Source organism: Streptococcus cameli (assembly GCF_053207365.1).
In genome coordinates this window covers 194,359-208,426 of the sequence record NZ_JBRUIM010000001.1, presented here as the reverse complement: position 1 = coordinate 208,426, position 14,068 = coordinate 194,359, and the positions used below count along the sequence as shown (strand labels likewise).

Genomic DNA, 14,068 nt, shown 5'->3' with positions numbered 1-14,068 from the left:
TTTTTTTTGAATACAAGACACCTCCCCTGTTTACTTTGTTCAATTACTAACATATCAAAATCTAGATCAAAAATCAACAGAACATTAAAGTTTTCTGATAATTTTAATTTGATTAGAATCATTCTAATAACGTCAAGACACAAAAAAAACAGGCTTCTTTAACCTGTCTTTTTTTACGATGCGGAAAGAGGGACTTGAACCCTCACGACCTAAAGCGGTCACAGGATCCTTAGTCCTGCGCGTCTGCCAATTCCGCCATTCCCGCTTAACACAAGAAATAGTATACCATTATTTTCATATCTTTGTCAATACTTTTGTATCATTCTTTTTCATTTGAAATAATATGAAAATAGAAAAAGTCTCCTATTTACATTTAGGAAACTTTTTTATATTCAATCTTCGTCGAGATTTTCTTCATCATCAGAAAAATCATCATCTTCTTCATTCAATTCAACTTCCTCATCTCCTAATTCATCATCAGGGATAATTTCATTGATTTCAGAATCGTAAGACTCCACTTCATCCTTTTCATCATCTGGATTCTCTTCATCATAGGTTGAATCCACCGCAGAATCTTCGTAGTCGTCTTCATCTTCTGGGTCATCATTGCCATAATCAATAGCATCTTCATCTCCATCCATAAAGGCGTTCACACGTTTTTTCTTGCGTTTTGGCGCATCATCATCGTCTTCTTCAAGAGTGATAACTTCTTCATCAATTTCATCAACCGCATACCACGAACGAAGGCCCCACTTGTTTTCGCCAAGAGGAATAAAGCTACCATCCACATTCAAATCTGAATAAAAAATCGGAAGAGCTTCACGAATCTCGCTGTTACTACGACCAAGATAGTTTTGGATTTCGTTCACCAAATCATTGAAGTACATTTCATTGTCACGTCCACGTTCTTCTAAAATAGCACGTGCTACTTCAATCATGGACAATTCGCTTTTTTCTTGACCTGCAAATACGTTTAATTCCAAGGTTTTTCTCCTTTTATGTCTTTCCTTACTATTTTACGCTAATTTTAGCAATTAGTCAAAGAAATTTATTTTCTAACAAAAACAAATGAAAAGAGCAGTTGCTCTTTTCATTCGTTATCGTCTATTTTTTACCAAAACTAAACTCATAGCGGTGGCCTTGCGTCAAACTCTGGTAAAAGCAATCTCCTTCGTATAAATGAAAAACTTGAATTGTTTCTTTAGCTGTCTCATCTGGATAAACATAATCCACGTAAGGATTCTCTTCCAAGAGTTGTTTTAAATAGTCCTCTCCAACTGGTTTGGCCTTACCTTCCATTCGGATGACTTGAATCAAATAGTCCTGTTTCAACATGGCTGTGACAGCAACTTGATTATTGGCCATTAATTGCTGATAGCAAGAAGTGTCCTTACCAGTCATAAAGAACAAACCATGCTCATTGGCAACACCAATATACATAAAACGTGCATGGGGATTCCCATCTTCATCAACAGTCGCAAATACTGCCGCGTCCATGTCCTGCAAAATGGTCATAACATCTTGTAATTGCATCAAAACACCTCTCGAAATGGTTTTGGTCACTCTTTTAGTGAGACAACAAATTTAGACTTATTTTACAGTTGCTGTGCTTGTAATCAACTCAACTGCTTTTTTCACAGCAATATCATGTTGCAACATGTCTGCTGAAAGGAGTGAACGAACTTGTTCCACTTCCATGTTGTAGTTTGCAGCCAATTCTGCAATTTCTTTTTCAACTTCGTCTTGGCTTGCTTCAAAACCTTCTGCTTTTGCAATAGCTTCAATAACAAGGTTTGTCTTCACGCGTTTGTCCGCATCAGCTTCGTGTTGTTTGTGTAAATCTTCGCGAGTTGTTCCAGTGATTTGGAAGTACATATCTGGCGAGATACCTTGTTGTTGCATTCCGCCCAAGAATTCGTTCATAGAACGGTGTACTTCTTCATGGACCATTTCACCTGGAAGGTCTACGATTTCAGCATTTTCTACGGCCAATTCAATGGCTGCAGCTTCTACTTCATCATCAAATGCAACTTCTTTAGCTGCTTCTAACTCTTTGCGGTATTTCGCTTTCAACTCATCCAGTGTTTCCACTTCTTCATCGATGTCTTTTGCTAATTCGTCATCAAGAGCTGGTACTTCTTTTGCTTTTACTTCATGAACAGTTGTTACAAAGAGAGCTGCTTTACCAGCCAAGTCTGCTGCTTGGTAATCTTCTGGGAAGGTTACATTCACTTCAACAGTTTCACCAGCTTTGCTGCCAACCAATTGCTCTTCAAAACCTGGGATAAATTGACCTGAACCCAATTCAAGTGAATAGTTTTCGCCTTTTCCACCGTCAAATTCAACACCGTCAACAGAACCAACGAAGTCAATTACAACTGTGTCGCCGTTTGCTGCAGCATCTTCTTTGATCACTAATTCTGCCAAGTTATTGCGTTCGCGTTCAATTTTAGCATCCACATCTTCGTCTGATACTTCTTTTGAAGCTGAGACAGATACTTCAAGGTTTTTGTAGTCCCCCAATTTTACTTCTGGTTTTGTCACCACTTCAGCGTTGATAACCCAGTCTTGGCCTTTTTCCATTGATACCACATCAATTTTTGGTTGTGCAACTACTTCAAGACCTGCTTCTTTGACAGCTGCTTCATAAGCTGCTGGCAACAAGGCATTGACTGCATCTTCGTATAAAGCTTCTTCACCAAATTTTTGGTTGAAGACAGCACGTGGCAAGTGACCTTTACGGAAACCTGGTACGTTAATGCTTTTCTTTACTTTATTAAATACGCGGTCCAATTCTGGTTTGATTGCGTCTTGGGCAATGGTAAATGTTAACACACCGCGGTTTGTTTCTTTTGTTTCAAATGATACAGACATTACGTCATTCTCCTTAAAATTTTATTGTCATTCCTAACAATTCTATCATAAAGTATCGAAAAATCAAAGTTTTTCCACTGTTTTTTTACGAAATAAAAAAACAAATCTCTTGTCTACAATCGAAAAAGGAAGGCACTGCTTCCTTTCTTTTATAACTTCCGAATGTGATCTTCAACATAAGTTGCCCGCGCGCCGCCAATCAGTTTGGGACGGGTGGTCAAGGCGGTCACATGGGCACCACCTAATTCGCGCTGAATCGGCCTTAGCGGCACTTGGACGTGCTTAATGTGCATGCCAATAGCGGTGTCGCCAATATCAAGGCCTGTGTGAGCGGTGATAAACTCCACTTCAACCGGATCAATCATGTAGTCAAAAGCCGCCAACTGGCCACTGCCTCCGGCATGCAGGCTAGGCAGGACATTGACGATTTCCAGGTCTTTTTGGAGGGCCAATTCCCGCTCAACGACTAGGGCACGGTTGAGGTGCTCACAGCCTTGGACGGCTAGATAGATACCACGCGGGGTCAACTCGTCTAGTATCGTTTTGACGATAATCTGACCGATTTCACGACTCGAGGCCTTACCGATGACACCGCCAGCAACCTCACTGGACGACAGGCCAAGGACAAAAATCTGTCCTTTTTGAATGGCACTACGCTCCAGAATATCGTCTAAGATCAGCTTTGTTTCCTGAGAGAGTTTTGCAAGATCCATCTGACTAGGCCTCCACGACTTTTGCGGCAACCAAGAGGCGGTAGAGGCCATAGCCAAGGACTGCCCCGACAAGGTTTTGCATGATGTTATGCGGCACATCGGCTAGGGCTGCGCCCCATCCATGCATGAAACCTGAGAAGACAAAATAGCCCCCAACCATGCTAATAAGCGCCAAGGCTTGCCCAAGCCAGAAGAGTTTCCCCTTGAAGCCTGCAAAATAGCCTTGCAAACCGTGGTTGATAAGACTAGCCACCATCCACTGGGGATACCCAGCAATCAGGTCAATCAAGAAACCCGAAAGACCTCCGACAATGGCTCCCTCGCGCTTGCCTAGATAAAAGGCTGTAAAGAAAACCCCAGCATCCAGAAGGGTCACCATACCTGTCGGTGTTGGCAGGCGGAAGATATTCCCCATGGTAATGGTCAAGCCTGTTAAAATAGCTAAAAGGGTTAGTTTTTGTAGGTTAGTTGTTTTCATAGTGTTGTTTTACTCCGTATTGATCTGAATGGCGAATGGCTTCATAGACGAAATCTTTAGATAGGCGAACTGCTTCCTTGACAGCTTGTCCATTGACCAGTTGACTGGCGATGCTAGAGGCAAAGGTGCAACCTGCCCCAACGTTGTTGGTCTCAAGGATTGGGTACTCAAGAACCGTATAGTCCTCACCGTCATAAAAGACATCGAGGGCCACGTCTTGACTGAAGCGATTACCCCCTTTAATGACCACATTAGTAGCTCCCAAGTCATGGAGCTGCTTAGCCACTGCCTTCATGTCCTCAAGGGTTTTGATTGGCCTTTGGGCCAAAAGCTCCGCTTCTACCAAATTAGGAGTGATGATAGTCGCATAGGGGAAGAACTTAAGGAGCTCGTCCCGAAGCGCACTGACCTCGACATCATGGCTTTCCTTGCAGACCAGAACAGGATCCAAAACAATGGGAATATCCTTGTGGGCCTTGACAAAATCCAAGGCTAGCTCGGCCACCGCCACATTTGGTAAGAGACCTAGCTTAATACCTGAAAAGGGAACGTCTTTGAGGCTGTTTAATTGGTGGCCAAAGACGGTTTCGTCCGTCCCAAAGACTTCAAAGCCGTTTTCTGTCATGGCTGTCAGGCAGGTCACTGCCACAAAGCCATGAATACCGTTGGCTGAGTAGGTCGAGAGGTCGGCATAGAGGCCACCGCCACTAAAAATGTCATTTCCTGAAATCGCTAATAAATACTTAGTTGTCATAGTGTATCTCCTTTAAATAGAGGCCGTTGCCGGCAGCGGTTGGACCAGCTAGATTGCGGTCCATCTTGTCCAAGATGACATTGATTTGCCCCACGGGCATGCGGCCATTCCCGATTTTCAAGAGGGTGCCGACCATATTGCGGACCTGCTTGTAGAGAAAGCCATTCCCTGAGAAGGTAAAAACCAGAAAACCAGTGTGCGGATCCAGCTCAACCCGCGCTTCTGTGATGGTGCGCACCTTGTCTTCGACCGAAGTCCCAGAGGCTGTAAAACCCGTGAAATCATGGGTTCCAACCAAGTCCTGAATAGCTTCCTGCATCAGTGCCAAATCAAGCGCATACGGATAATGCGTGGCATAGTGGCGCATCATAGGGTTCTTAGGACGGCCATTGTCCACCAGAAATTCATAGGTCTTGCTGTGCTTGTTGTAGCGGGCGTGGAAGTCATCTGAGACCTGCTCCACTGCCACCACATCGATGTCTTCTGGTGATTGGGTGTCTAGGCCAAAACGGAGCTTTTCCACATCCCGAACTTCTGGCAAATCAAAATGAATAACTTGACCATAGGCATGGACGCCCGCATCGGTACGACCTGCCCCGTGCACGGTCACTTCTTGACCTCGGTTGAGGCGTTTTAGAGTTTTTTCTAATTCTTCCTGAACAGACCGTGCTTCTGGCTGGCGTTGAAAACCTGAGAAGAGGGTGCCGTCATAAGAAATAATGGCTTTGTATCGTGTCATGTTCTTATTTTAGCATGTTTAGAAATGGCAAACCAGAAAGAAAATTTCCATCTGTACGGGGACAGACAAGCGGTGCAAATTCTACTCGCCTATTCCTCAAAAAAAGTGTATAATGTTATAAAAGAAAGGAGGAGATATTGTGCATAGCGAACTATTCCAAGAAGTGTTAGATTACTTCAAACAAAAAGGCGTCCGTCTAACAGAAACTCGAAAAGCCGTCATCGCTTATTTAATTGATAGTTCTGACCACCCCAGCGCGGAGATGATTTACCACAATCTCCTTCCTCTACACCCATCTCTTAGCTTGGCAACGGTCTACAACAACCTTCGCCTTTTATTAGAAGCTGGTTTTATCACAGAGCTTAAACGAAAAAACGACCCAACAACCTACTATGACTTTATGGGGCACGATCACCTCAATATCATTTGCGAAAAATGCGGGGATATTCTGGACATAGATATCGAAAGAGAATCATTGATTGAAATGGCTGAAAAACAAACCGGATTCCATATTCATCGGGAAACTTTGACCATGTATGGTACCTGTCCACAATGCCTATCTAAATCCTAACAAAAAGCGGCAGCTCATCATCATCGATGAGCTGCCGCTTTTTGTATTAATAGGTTGCAAGGCGTTTTTCCAAATGGGTTTGACCAACCGCATAAAGCGTACAGATTATCCAGTAAATCAAAGCGACACAAATGTAGACCGTCATGTAATCTGACTGCGCACCACCAACAATCTTCGCCTTATTAAAAATCTCCGGAACGGTTATCATAGCGGTTAAGGAGGTGCTTTTGACCATGTCTAGAAGAACATTGCTCAAAGGAGGCAAGGCAATCCGAAAAGCTTGCGGAATAATAATTTTCCGATAAATAATCGGCGTTCTGAGCCCCAACGAACGGGCCGCCTCCCACTGTCCCTTGTCAATAGCCTGAAGAGAAGACCGAATAATCTCTGAAATGTAGGCACTAGACATAAAGGTAAAAGCGACAATACTCGCCACAATCGCATCGAGTTGTAACCCAACAAACGGCAAACCAAAATAGATAAAAAAGAGCAAGACCATAAGTGGGACACCTCGCATCAAAGAGATGTGCCACATAGCCAACCAGCGAAATGGCTTAAACGACGACATCCGCAACAATGCCACAAAAAAACCAAACACAGTACCTAGCCCAAATCCAATCAAGGATAAAGACAAGGTATAGGGCAATCCTTGTAAAATATCGGGTATAGCTTTGATTGCTAAATCCAAATCAAAAATGGCCTGCCAATTGATCATTTTACTTCTCCTCAAAACAGGGAAAAGATTGCAAGTGCAATCTTTTCATGTATTATTTCATATCAGACACATCAACAACAGGAAGATCCTCAACACCTTCTTCTTGTTTTGTCAAATCTTGTCCTGCATAGTATTCTTCAGAAATGGCCTTTAAGCTACCATCTTCTTTCATTTCCTTGATAACTTCATCTAATTTTTCTTTCAGAGAATCATCTTTTTTGCTCATGACAATGGCTTGCTTGGTTGGATTGTATTTGGCTTCACCCATTTTCACTTTGATGTCAGGGAATTTAGCCGTAATAAATTTCACCGCAATCACTTGTGTGTAGTAATCATTTGGAATGAAGTCTGTTCGGCCAGTTGATACGTCACGAAGATAAACATCGTTGGTCACATTGTCATAGATAACTGGCTCTGCGCCCAATTTTTCAGCAATCTTCATGTATGAAGTACCAGCTCCTCCTCCAGCTTTCTTGCCTTTCCAGTCAGACAAATCTGCTGCTTCAATGTTAGAGGAGCCATCTTCGCGAACAATCATCCCACCGATAGAATACTTGTAAGGCTCAGACATGTTGTATTTTTCAAGACGCTCAGGAGTGGTATCAAAGTTATTGACTGAAATATCAACCTTGCCACTATCAACTGCTGTAAAAGCTTCTGCAACACCGATTTCTTGGTATTCAATTTTGACATCAAGGCGTTTTCCGATTTCTTCCAACATCTCAATCTCATAACCAACCAATTTTTTATCATCATTGTAATAGGATGTTGGATAAAGGGTTCCTGGCGTAGCAACTTTCAAGACACCTGCTTCTTTAACACGTTCCCATTCAGTTTGTGTCTCCTTAGACGAAGAACCTGTATTGGAGCATGCCGCTAAAGCAAGCGAGGTGAGCAATAAGGTTGAAGCAATAACTTTCTTAAACATAAGATCTCCTTTTTGTATGTTACCTTTTTACATGTACAAGGGTAACACAATTCAAAACCTTTTTCAATTATTTTATCTTAGAAAAAACTAATTTTCTCTAAGTCCGCAGAAATACCTAACAAGAGATCCTCTCGCCCTTTTGCTGCGGTTAGTTGAATGCCGATTGGTAAACCATTTGCAGTTTCATATACTGGCAAACTAATAGAGGGTTGGCCCGTTAAATTGGCAAACATGGTGAAGGGAGTCCAAGCCAAACTCTCTGCAAACATTTCCCAAATCAGATCCTGTTGGTCCATCACATTAAAATCTGCCATATGGAGCAAATCTCTCTGCAAACCTTTGGATAAGTCAAACTGATGGTGTAAAGGGGCAACACTGGCTACCGTCGGCGTTAACAGTAGGTCATATCGACCATGAAAACCCTGCATCTGAGCACTGAATAAATCCCAATCTTGTAGGGTTTTCGAATAGAGTTTGGCAGGTATTGTTTGGCCACTCTGGTAAATCGCCCAGGTCATCAATTCCATGTCATCAGGTGTCACCTTGCGGCCCAGTCCGGCCTCAATCTCATCAAACATCTGAGCGGTCTCGACACTGTTCATCACATAATAAGAGCGAACAACTTGGTGGCCATCCATCGGAAAGCGATCTAGCTCAACTACATCATGCCCCAAGTGTTTTAAGGCCTCTACCGTCTCTTGGACTGCTTCTATGGCTTCTGCTGACACAGCAGAGCCAATCGGAGATGCTACGGTATAGGCGATTCGCAAGCGCTGAATGGGTTGTTGAAACGCTTTTTCCTCTAGCAGAGGAAGCGGAAAGGGGCTTTCCAATTGGCAGGTTTGCATCCCCATTAAAAGTGCCTTGGTATCGCGAACAGATTTGGTCAGGGCAAAATGAATAGACGCACCTTGCCAACCGCGATAAGAAGAAGGGCCAACCGGTATTCTACCCCTGCTTGGCTTCAAACCAATTAAGCCATTAAAACTGGCAGGAATTCTGATGGAGCCTCCACCATCAGAAGCTCCCGCTAAAGGTACCATACCTGAAGCAACTGCCGCAGCTGCACCACCACTGGAACCACCAGCATTTCTTCCCAAATCTTTTGGAAGATTGACCGCCCCATGCAGCTGACTATCTGAAATGTTTTTAAAGCCAAATTCAGGGGTATTGGTCCGACCAAGGACAATAAAACCCAGTTCTTCTATGCATTTTGTAAAGTTGTCTGTCTTGGATGCCCGTTGGTTGGCAAACAATTTTGACCCAGATGTCGAAACTTGGCCTGCTTGATTTTGTCCCAAATCCTTGAGCAAAATTGGCACGCCAGCAAAGGGTTTCGTAGCCAACTCTTTACTTTTTGAAAGCGCCAAGGCTTCCTCATATTGCTTGTGGACAAGGGCGTTGAGCATTGGGTTTTCTTCTTCGATTTTGTCAATCGCATCTTGAACCAACTCGGTCGCTGATACTTGTTTGGTTTTTATGGCCTCAGCCATTGCTGTCGCATCTTGAAACATCCTGTTACCCTACCTTTCCCTAACAGGTTATCATGAAACAAAAAAACCAGCAAGTAAAACTTGCTGTGTTTCTTATAAATCATCAAAAGCATCTTTTACTTTATCAAAGAATCCTTTTTTCTGAGGATGAACCGAAATATTACCAGCAGCCGCAAAATCGCGGAGGGCTGATTTTTGTTTGTCATTCAAACCGGTCGGTGTGACAATGTTGACCGTGACATACTGGTCTCCCATCACACCACCACGTAAGCTTGGCGCTCCTTTTCCTTTGAGACGGAATTTCTTGCCAGTCTGCGTTCCTTCTGGAATCACCAAATCCACGTCACCATGGACCGTTGGAACATGAACGGTATCACCGAGAGCTGCTTGGACAAAATTCAAATTAAGCTTGTAATGAATAGTGGTGCCATCTCGCTCAAACTGTTCAGAAGGCTGCACTTGAATAACCACAAAGAGGTCGCCGTAAGGACCACCATTGAAACCAGCTTCTCCTTGGCCTGCTAGACGAATTTGTTGGCCTGTTTCAACACCTGCAGGAATTTTAACGCTAACAGTATGGGCTTGTTTTTCATGTCCAGTTCCGTGACAAGTTTGGCATGGGTCCTTGATTTCTTGGCCGCGTCCTTGGCAGACATTACAGGTCATTTGACGACGCATGGTGCCAAGAGGAGTTTGGGTATCCACTGTAATCACACCAGATCCATGGCAACGACCACAGGTGACAGGGCTAGTACCTGGTTTGGCACCAGATCCTGTACAGGTTTTACAAGTTGCTTCACGATTGTACTTAACCTCTTTTTCAGCCCCGAAAATCGCTTCTTCAAACTTGAGATTAACCCGGTATTGGAGATCATCTCCTTGACGTGGCGCATTTGGGTTGCGGCTAGCACCGCCACCACCAAAGAAGCTAGAAAAAATATCTTCAAAGCCTCCGAAGCCTCCGCCATCAAAACCAGAGAAACCACCTCCGCCAAAGCCTCCATTGGCTCCTGCAGGTCCAAACTGATCGTAGCTAGAGCGTTTTTGAGGATCTCCTAAAGTTTCATAGGCTTCTTGGACATCCTTGTATTTCTGATCCGCCCCTGGATCCTTGTTAATATCGGGATGGTATTTTTTCGACATCTTCCGATAGGCTTTTTTTATCTCGTCAGCAGAGGCATCCTTTGAAACCCCCAGACGATCATAGTATTCTGTATTGTTCATAATTAAGATACAAAGGGCGTTAAAGGGACACAGCCAAAATAGGAATTTTAATGACGGACGTCTTGCGTCCTAGAAAAAATTATCTTTTTGGCACCGTCCCTAGCCCGTGTTCAGTTGCGAACACTTATTCCTTTCTGTAAGTTAGTAAGTTCAGGAAATTAGGAATGAGTTTTCACAGCGTCGTAGGCGAATTCAAATTGATAACTGACATGACACGCCTCAGCCCGTGTTCATTTCTAAACACTCTTCCTTTCTATATAGTTAAAAGGTGATTTTTGATAGTTTCAATAGGTAGTAAAGACTATTGCATTAGGCGCTTTCATTCGCTTATTGCCAAAAACAGAGGCTGGGAATCAACCTCTGTGATTGGATTTTTTTACTGTTCTCTATTCTAAAATGTGAGAAAAGCAAAATCAATACAAGCGAAATAGCAATGTGATTTAATTGAGTTCGAGCTAAGAACTTCGGAAAAAAGATAACTTTCCTTGAATGCAAGCATTCATCGTCAAGTTCCTATTTTTCTGTCGTTCTTTAAACGCTCTCACATCTTACTTCTCAGTAAACTCTCCATCAACGACGTCATCGTTGTTGTCTGCTGCTCCTGTTGGTTCAGCACCTTCAGCTCCTCCTTGGGCTTGTTGTGCTGCTGCAGCTTGCTCGTAGAGTTTAACGGCCAAACCTTGTGCTTTTTCGTTCAGGTTTTCAAGCTTCGCTTTCATGTCATCGATGTTGTTGGCTTCTTGCGCAGCTTTCAACTCGTCAAGAGCTGTTTGGGTTTCCGCGCGTTCTGCTTCAAACTGACCTTCTGTTTCCTTGAGGGTTTTCTCAGTCGCAAAGATGGCTTGGTCAACGTCATTGCGAAGATCTACTTCTTCTTTGCGTTTCGCATCTGCTTCGGCATTGGCTTCTGCATCTTTCATCATGCGGTCGATTTCTTCATCTGTCAAACCAGAGTTGGATTGGATCACAATGGTTTGTTCTTTTTGTGTACCAAGGTCTTTGGCTTTAACCGATACGATACCATTTTTGTCAATATCGAAGGTTACTTCGATTTGTGGGATACCACGAGGTGCTGCAGGAATGTCTGCCAATTGGAAGCGGCCCAACGTCTTGTTGTCTGCTGCCATTGGACGCTCACCTTGAAGAACATGAATATCTACGGCTGGTTGGTTGTCTGCTGCAGTTGAGAAGACTTGTGATTTAGAAGTTGGGATGGTTGTGTTACGGTCGATGAGTTTTGTGAAGACCCCACCCATTGTTTCGATACCAAGTGACAATGGTGTTACGTCAAGAAGAACAACGTCTTTGACATCACCTGTAATCACACCACCTTGGATAGCGGCACCCATAGCCACCACTTCATCAGGGTTAACGGATTTGTTTGGCTCTTTACCAGTTTCAGCTTTCACCGCTTCTACAACGGCTGGGATACGGGTTGATCCACCAACAAGAATCACTTCATCAATTTCTGACAAGGAAAGTCCTGCATCTGAAAGGGCTTGGCGAACTGGTGTCTTAGTGCGTTCAACAAGATCACGTGTCAAGTCGTCGAATTTGGCACGAGACAAGCTCATTTCCAAGTGAAGAGGTCCTGCACTACCAGCTGTGATAAATGGCAAGCTGATTTGAGTCGTTGTCACACCTGACAAGTCTTTCTTCGCTTTTTCAGCCGCATCTTTCAAGCGTTGAAGCGCCATCTTGTCTTGGCCAAGGTCGATGCCGTTTTCTTTCTTGAATTCTGCTACTAACCAATCAATAATTTTTTGGTCAAAATCATCACCACCAAGTTTGTTGTCACCTGCTGTTGACAATACATCGAAGACGCCATCACCTAATTCAAGGATGGATACGTCAAAGGTACCACCACCAAGGTCAAATACCAAGATTTTTTGGTCTTGATCTTGTTTGTCCATACCGTAAGCAAGGGCTGCTGCTGTTGGTTCGTTGACGATACGCTCTACTTCAAGACCCGCAATTTTACCTGCATCTTTTGTTGCTTGGCGTTGGGCATCATTGAAGTATGCTGGAACTGTAATAACGGCTTTGGTTACTTTTTCACCAAGGTACTCTTCAGCGTAACCTTTCAAATATTGAAGGATCATAGCTGAAATTTCTTGTGGTGTGTATTCTTTCCCATTTGCCGCAACTTTTTCAGATGTTCCCATTTTTGATTTGATGGAAATGATGGTTTCTGGGTTGGTTACCGCTTGGCGTTTTGCTGCGTCACCAACGATGATTTCACCGTTTTTGAAAGAGACAACAGATGGGGTTGTGCGGTTACCCTCTGGGTTTGCGATGATTTTGCTTTCAGTTCCTTCAAGAACTGCAACTGCTGAGTTAGTTGTACCTAAGTCAATACCGATAATTTTAGACATGTGTGTTACCTCTTGTTTTTTATTTCTTTTATTTTTATGGTTCTCTTAGGTGGCAGGGACGGAAGCGACCGCCTAAGGCGTTCCATTCCTAACTCTTGAGCCTAAGGTCTCAAGAGTTCCCTCGTGAGCTAAGCTAACGCTTATCTCACTCTGGCCACGGCGTGAACCATTGGTCTAGCTCGCTCTCGCTAAATCGTTAACAATTTCATATAGTTTACCGTCATTTCGGACGAATGCTTATAGGCTCAATCTCATGAAGACATAACCATCTTCAATGACATCTGATGCTTTGAAACCTATCCCCTCCCAAAAGCGATAAGCCTTGTGATTATCTGGTTGGACAGGGAGCGAGACTTGTTTAGCCCCGTAATGAGCTTTCAAATAAGCAAGACAAACTTGAGCAGCCTGCTTACCTAGCCCCCGACCTTGATGGGCCTTGTCAATCAAGAAATTGGTGATTTGGTAATGCTCCTCTCCAACATAAAAGGAAACGAAACCAATCAACTCAGCTTCCTGATAAATAGCCCACGGTCGAAAGTTCTGATTCAACCAAGATTCCGCCAATGAGAAGACGACAGGGTCAACGTAATCTTCTGATAAGGCGGGGTCTAAGTTCAAACAATCAAAGAAATTGTCTTCCGTGATTTCTTGCAACTGCAACATCAATTATACACCACTACCATGGCCGGTCTTAGGAGTCGCTCATGGAGTTTGTAGCCTTTTTGGAAGACTTGGGCGATGGTGTCAGCTGGATTGTCGTCGTCAGCTGGCAAGGTTTGAACAGCCATGTGAAGATTTGGATTGAAGGTTTCTGTTTCCACTTCTTCCACCCCTTCTTCTTTGAGGGCTTGCTTGAGGCTTTCTTGGACCATTTCAAGACCTTTTTTGACATCTTCGGTCAAGCCTTCAACCGCCAAAGCTCGTTCCAAATTATCTAAACTTGGTAGGATTTTTTTGGCCAGGTCTTGCGAACGGTAACGTTGCAAGGTTTGGCGCTCTTCGTTGGCACGGCGTTGGATATTTTGCATTTCGGCATGGGCACGGAGGTATTTGTTTTCAAATTCTTCTGCTCGCTCATTGGCAAGATCCAATTCTGATTTTTCTGTCACTTCTTCGACGGTTTCAACGGTTTCTTCAGCCGTCTCCACAACTTCTTCTGTGACTTCTTCGTTTTTAACTTCTTCTGACAAGGTTCAATCCTTTC

General features: G+C 43.6%; 15 protein-coding genes and 1 tRNA gene. 1 reads left to right on the top strand and 15 read right to left on the bottom strand.

Going from position 1 to position 14,068, the window contains the following annotated elements; translation table 11 throughout:
- Nucleotides 1-179: 179 nt before the first annotated feature.
- From ACVR1I_RS01065 to truA, 8 genes are all read right to left on the bottom strand, one after another.
- Nucleotides 180-265 (bottom strand) — tRNA-Leu (locus ACVR1I_RS01065).
- Between the two features lie 127 nt (nt 266-392).
- Nucleotides 393-983 (bottom strand): DNA-directed RNA polymerase subunit delta, encoded by a 591-nt coding sequence (gene rpoE, locus ACVR1I_RS01060; RefSeq protein WP_447442199.1) that lies wholly within the window; start codon nt 981-983, stop codon nt 393-395.
- Between the two features lie 121 nt (nt 984-1,104).
- Complete coding sequence (locus tag ACVR1I_RS01055) at nt 1,105-1,533, bottom strand: pyridoxamine 5'-phosphate oxidase family protein (protein WP_447442198.1); 429 nt, start codon at nt 1,531-1,533, stop codon at nt 1,105-1,107.
- 57 nt (nt 1,534-1,590) lie between these two features.
- Complete coding sequence (gene tig, locus ACVR1I_RS01050; RefSeq protein WP_447442197.1) at nt 1,591-2,874, bottom strand: trigger factor; 1,284 nt, start codon at nt 2,872-2,874, stop codon at nt 1,591-1,593.
- 149 nt (nt 2,875-3,023) lie between these two features.
- A complete protein-coding gene (locus ACVR1I_RS01045) occupies nt 3,024-3,587 on the bottom strand; it encodes a TIGR01440 family protein (protein ID WP_447442196.1) in 564 nt (187 codons plus the stop codon).
- A gap of 4 nt (nt 3,588-3,591) precedes the next feature.
- On the bottom strand, nt 3,592-4,065 hold the full coding sequence (locus tag ACVR1I_RS01040; protein ID WP_447442195.1) for an ECF transporter S component: 474 nt from the start codon (nt 4,063-4,065) through the stop codon (nt 3,592-3,594).
- Nucleotides 4,052-4,819 (bottom strand): bifunctional hydroxymethylpyrimidine kinase/phosphomethylpyrimidine kinase, encoded by a 768-nt coding sequence (locus tag ACVR1I_RS01035; RefSeq protein WP_447442194.1) that lies wholly within the window; start codon nt 4,817-4,819, stop codon nt 4,052-4,054. Before ACVR1I_RS01035 ends, ACVR1I_RS01040 begins: the two co-directional genes overlap by 14 nt.
- A complete protein-coding gene (truA, locus tag ACVR1I_RS01030; protein ID WP_447442193.1) occupies nt 4,809-5,558 on the bottom strand; it encodes a tRNA pseudouridine(38-40) synthase TruA in 750 nt (249 codons plus the stop codon). Before truA ends, ACVR1I_RS01035 begins: the two co-directional genes overlap by 11 nt.
- Nucleotides 5,559-5,697: 139 nt before the next feature.
- Between truA and ACVR1I_RS01025 the strand changes: the two genes are divergently transcribed.
- Nucleotides 5,698-6,129, top strand: a complete 432-nt coding sequence (locus ACVR1I_RS01025; protein ID WP_447442192.1) for a Fur family transcriptional regulator — start codon at nt 5,698-5,700, stop codon at nt 6,127-6,129.
- 46 nt (nt 6,130-6,175) lie between these two features.
- On the opposite strand, the gene ACVR1I_RS01020 is transcribed toward ACVR1I_RS01025, so the two are convergent.
- The 7 genes from ACVR1I_RS01020 to grpE form a co-directional block, all read right to left on the bottom strand.
- Nucleotides 6,176-6,844: an amino acid ABC transporter permease gene (locus tag ACVR1I_RS01020; RefSeq protein WP_447442191.1), complete on the bottom strand. Its 669-nt coding sequence runs from the start codon at nt 6,842-6,844 to the stop codon at nt 6,176-6,178.
- A 52-nt stretch (nt 6,845-6,896) separates the two neighbouring features.
- Nucleotides 6,897-7,772: a transporter substrate-binding domain-containing protein gene (locus ACVR1I_RS01015; protein ID WP_447442190.1), complete on the bottom strand. Its 876-nt coding sequence runs from the start codon at nt 7,770-7,772 to the stop codon at nt 6,897-6,899.
- Nucleotides 7,773-7,849: 77 nt separating this feature from the next.
- A complete protein-coding gene (locus ACVR1I_RS01010) occupies nt 7,850-9,286 on the bottom strand; it encodes an amidase (protein WP_447442189.1) in 1,437 nt (478 codons plus the stop codon).
- Between the two features lie 72 nt (nt 9,287-9,358).
- Complete coding sequence (dnaJ, locus tag ACVR1I_RS01005; RefSeq protein ID WP_447442188.1) at nt 9,359-10,489, bottom strand: molecular chaperone DnaJ; 1,131 nt, start codon at nt 10,487-10,489, stop codon at nt 9,359-9,361.
- A gap of 548 nt (nt 10,490-11,037) precedes the next feature.
- Nucleotides 11,038-12,864: a molecular chaperone DnaK gene (gene dnaK, locus ACVR1I_RS01000; protein WP_447442187.1), complete on the bottom strand. Its 1,827-nt coding sequence runs from the start codon at nt 12,862-12,864 to the stop codon at nt 11,038-11,040.
- Nucleotides 12,865-13,101: 237 nt separating this feature from the next.
- Nucleotides 13,102-13,527, bottom strand: a complete 426-nt coding sequence (locus ACVR1I_RS00995) for a GNAT family N-acetyltransferase (RefSeq protein WP_447442186.1) — start codon at nt 13,525-13,527, stop codon at nt 13,102-13,104.
- The gene (gene grpE / locus ACVR1I_RS00990; protein WP_447442185.1) at nt 13,527-14,054 is read right to left on the bottom strand and encodes a nucleotide exchange factor GrpE; all 528 of its coding nucleotides are present in this window, start codon (nt 14,052-14,054) and stop codon (nt 13,527-13,529) included. Before grpE ends, ACVR1I_RS00995 begins: the two co-directional genes overlap by 1 nt.
- Between the last annotated feature and the right edge of the window lie 14 nt (nt 14,055-14,068).

Coding starts and splice junctions, on each gene's coding strand:
- ACVR1I_RS01055 (WP_447442198.1), bottom strand. CDS start 1,533: ATGCAATTACAAGATGTTATGACCATTTTGCAGGACATGGACGCGGCA.
- tig (WP_447442197.1), bottom strand. CDS start 2,874: ATGTCTGTATCATTTGAAACAAAAGAAACAAACCGCGGTGTGTTAACA.
- ACVR1I_RS01045 (WP_447442196.1), bottom strand. CDS start 3,587: ATGGATCTTGCAAAACTCTCTCAGGAAACAAAGCTGATCTTAGACGAT.
- ACVR1I_RS01040 (WP_447442195.1), bottom strand. CDS start 4,065: ATGAAAACAACTAACCTACAAAAACTAACCCTTTTAGCTATTTTAACA.
- ACVR1I_RS01035 (WP_447442194.1), bottom strand. CDS start 4,819: ATGACAACTAAGTATTTATTAGCGATTTCAGGAAATGACATTTTTAGT.
- truA (WP_447442193.1), bottom strand. CDS start 5,558: ATGACACGATACAAAGCCATTATTTCTTATGACGGCACCCTCTTCTCA.
- ACVR1I_RS01020 (WP_447442191.1), bottom strand. CDS start 6,844: ATGATCAATTGGCAGGCCATTTTTGATTTGGATTTAGCAATCAAAGCT.
- ACVR1I_RS01015 (WP_447442190.1), bottom strand. CDS start 7,772: ATGTTTAAGAAAGTTATTGCTTCAACCTTATTGCTCACCTCGCTTGCT.
- ACVR1I_RS01010 (WP_447442189.1), bottom strand. CDS start 9,286: ATGTTTCAAGATGCGACAGCAATGGCTGAGGCCATAAAAACCAAACAA.
- dnaJ (WP_447442188.1), bottom strand. CDS start 10,489: ATGAACAATACAGAATACTATGATCGTCTGGGGGTTTCAAAGGATGCC.
- dnaK (WP_447442187.1), bottom strand. CDS start 12,864: ATGTCTAAAATTATCGGTATTGACTTAGGTACAACTAACTCAGCAGTT.
- ACVR1I_RS00995 (WP_447442186.1), bottom strand. CDS start 13,527: ATGTTGCAGTTGCAAGAAATCACGGAAGACAATTTCTTTGATTGTTTG.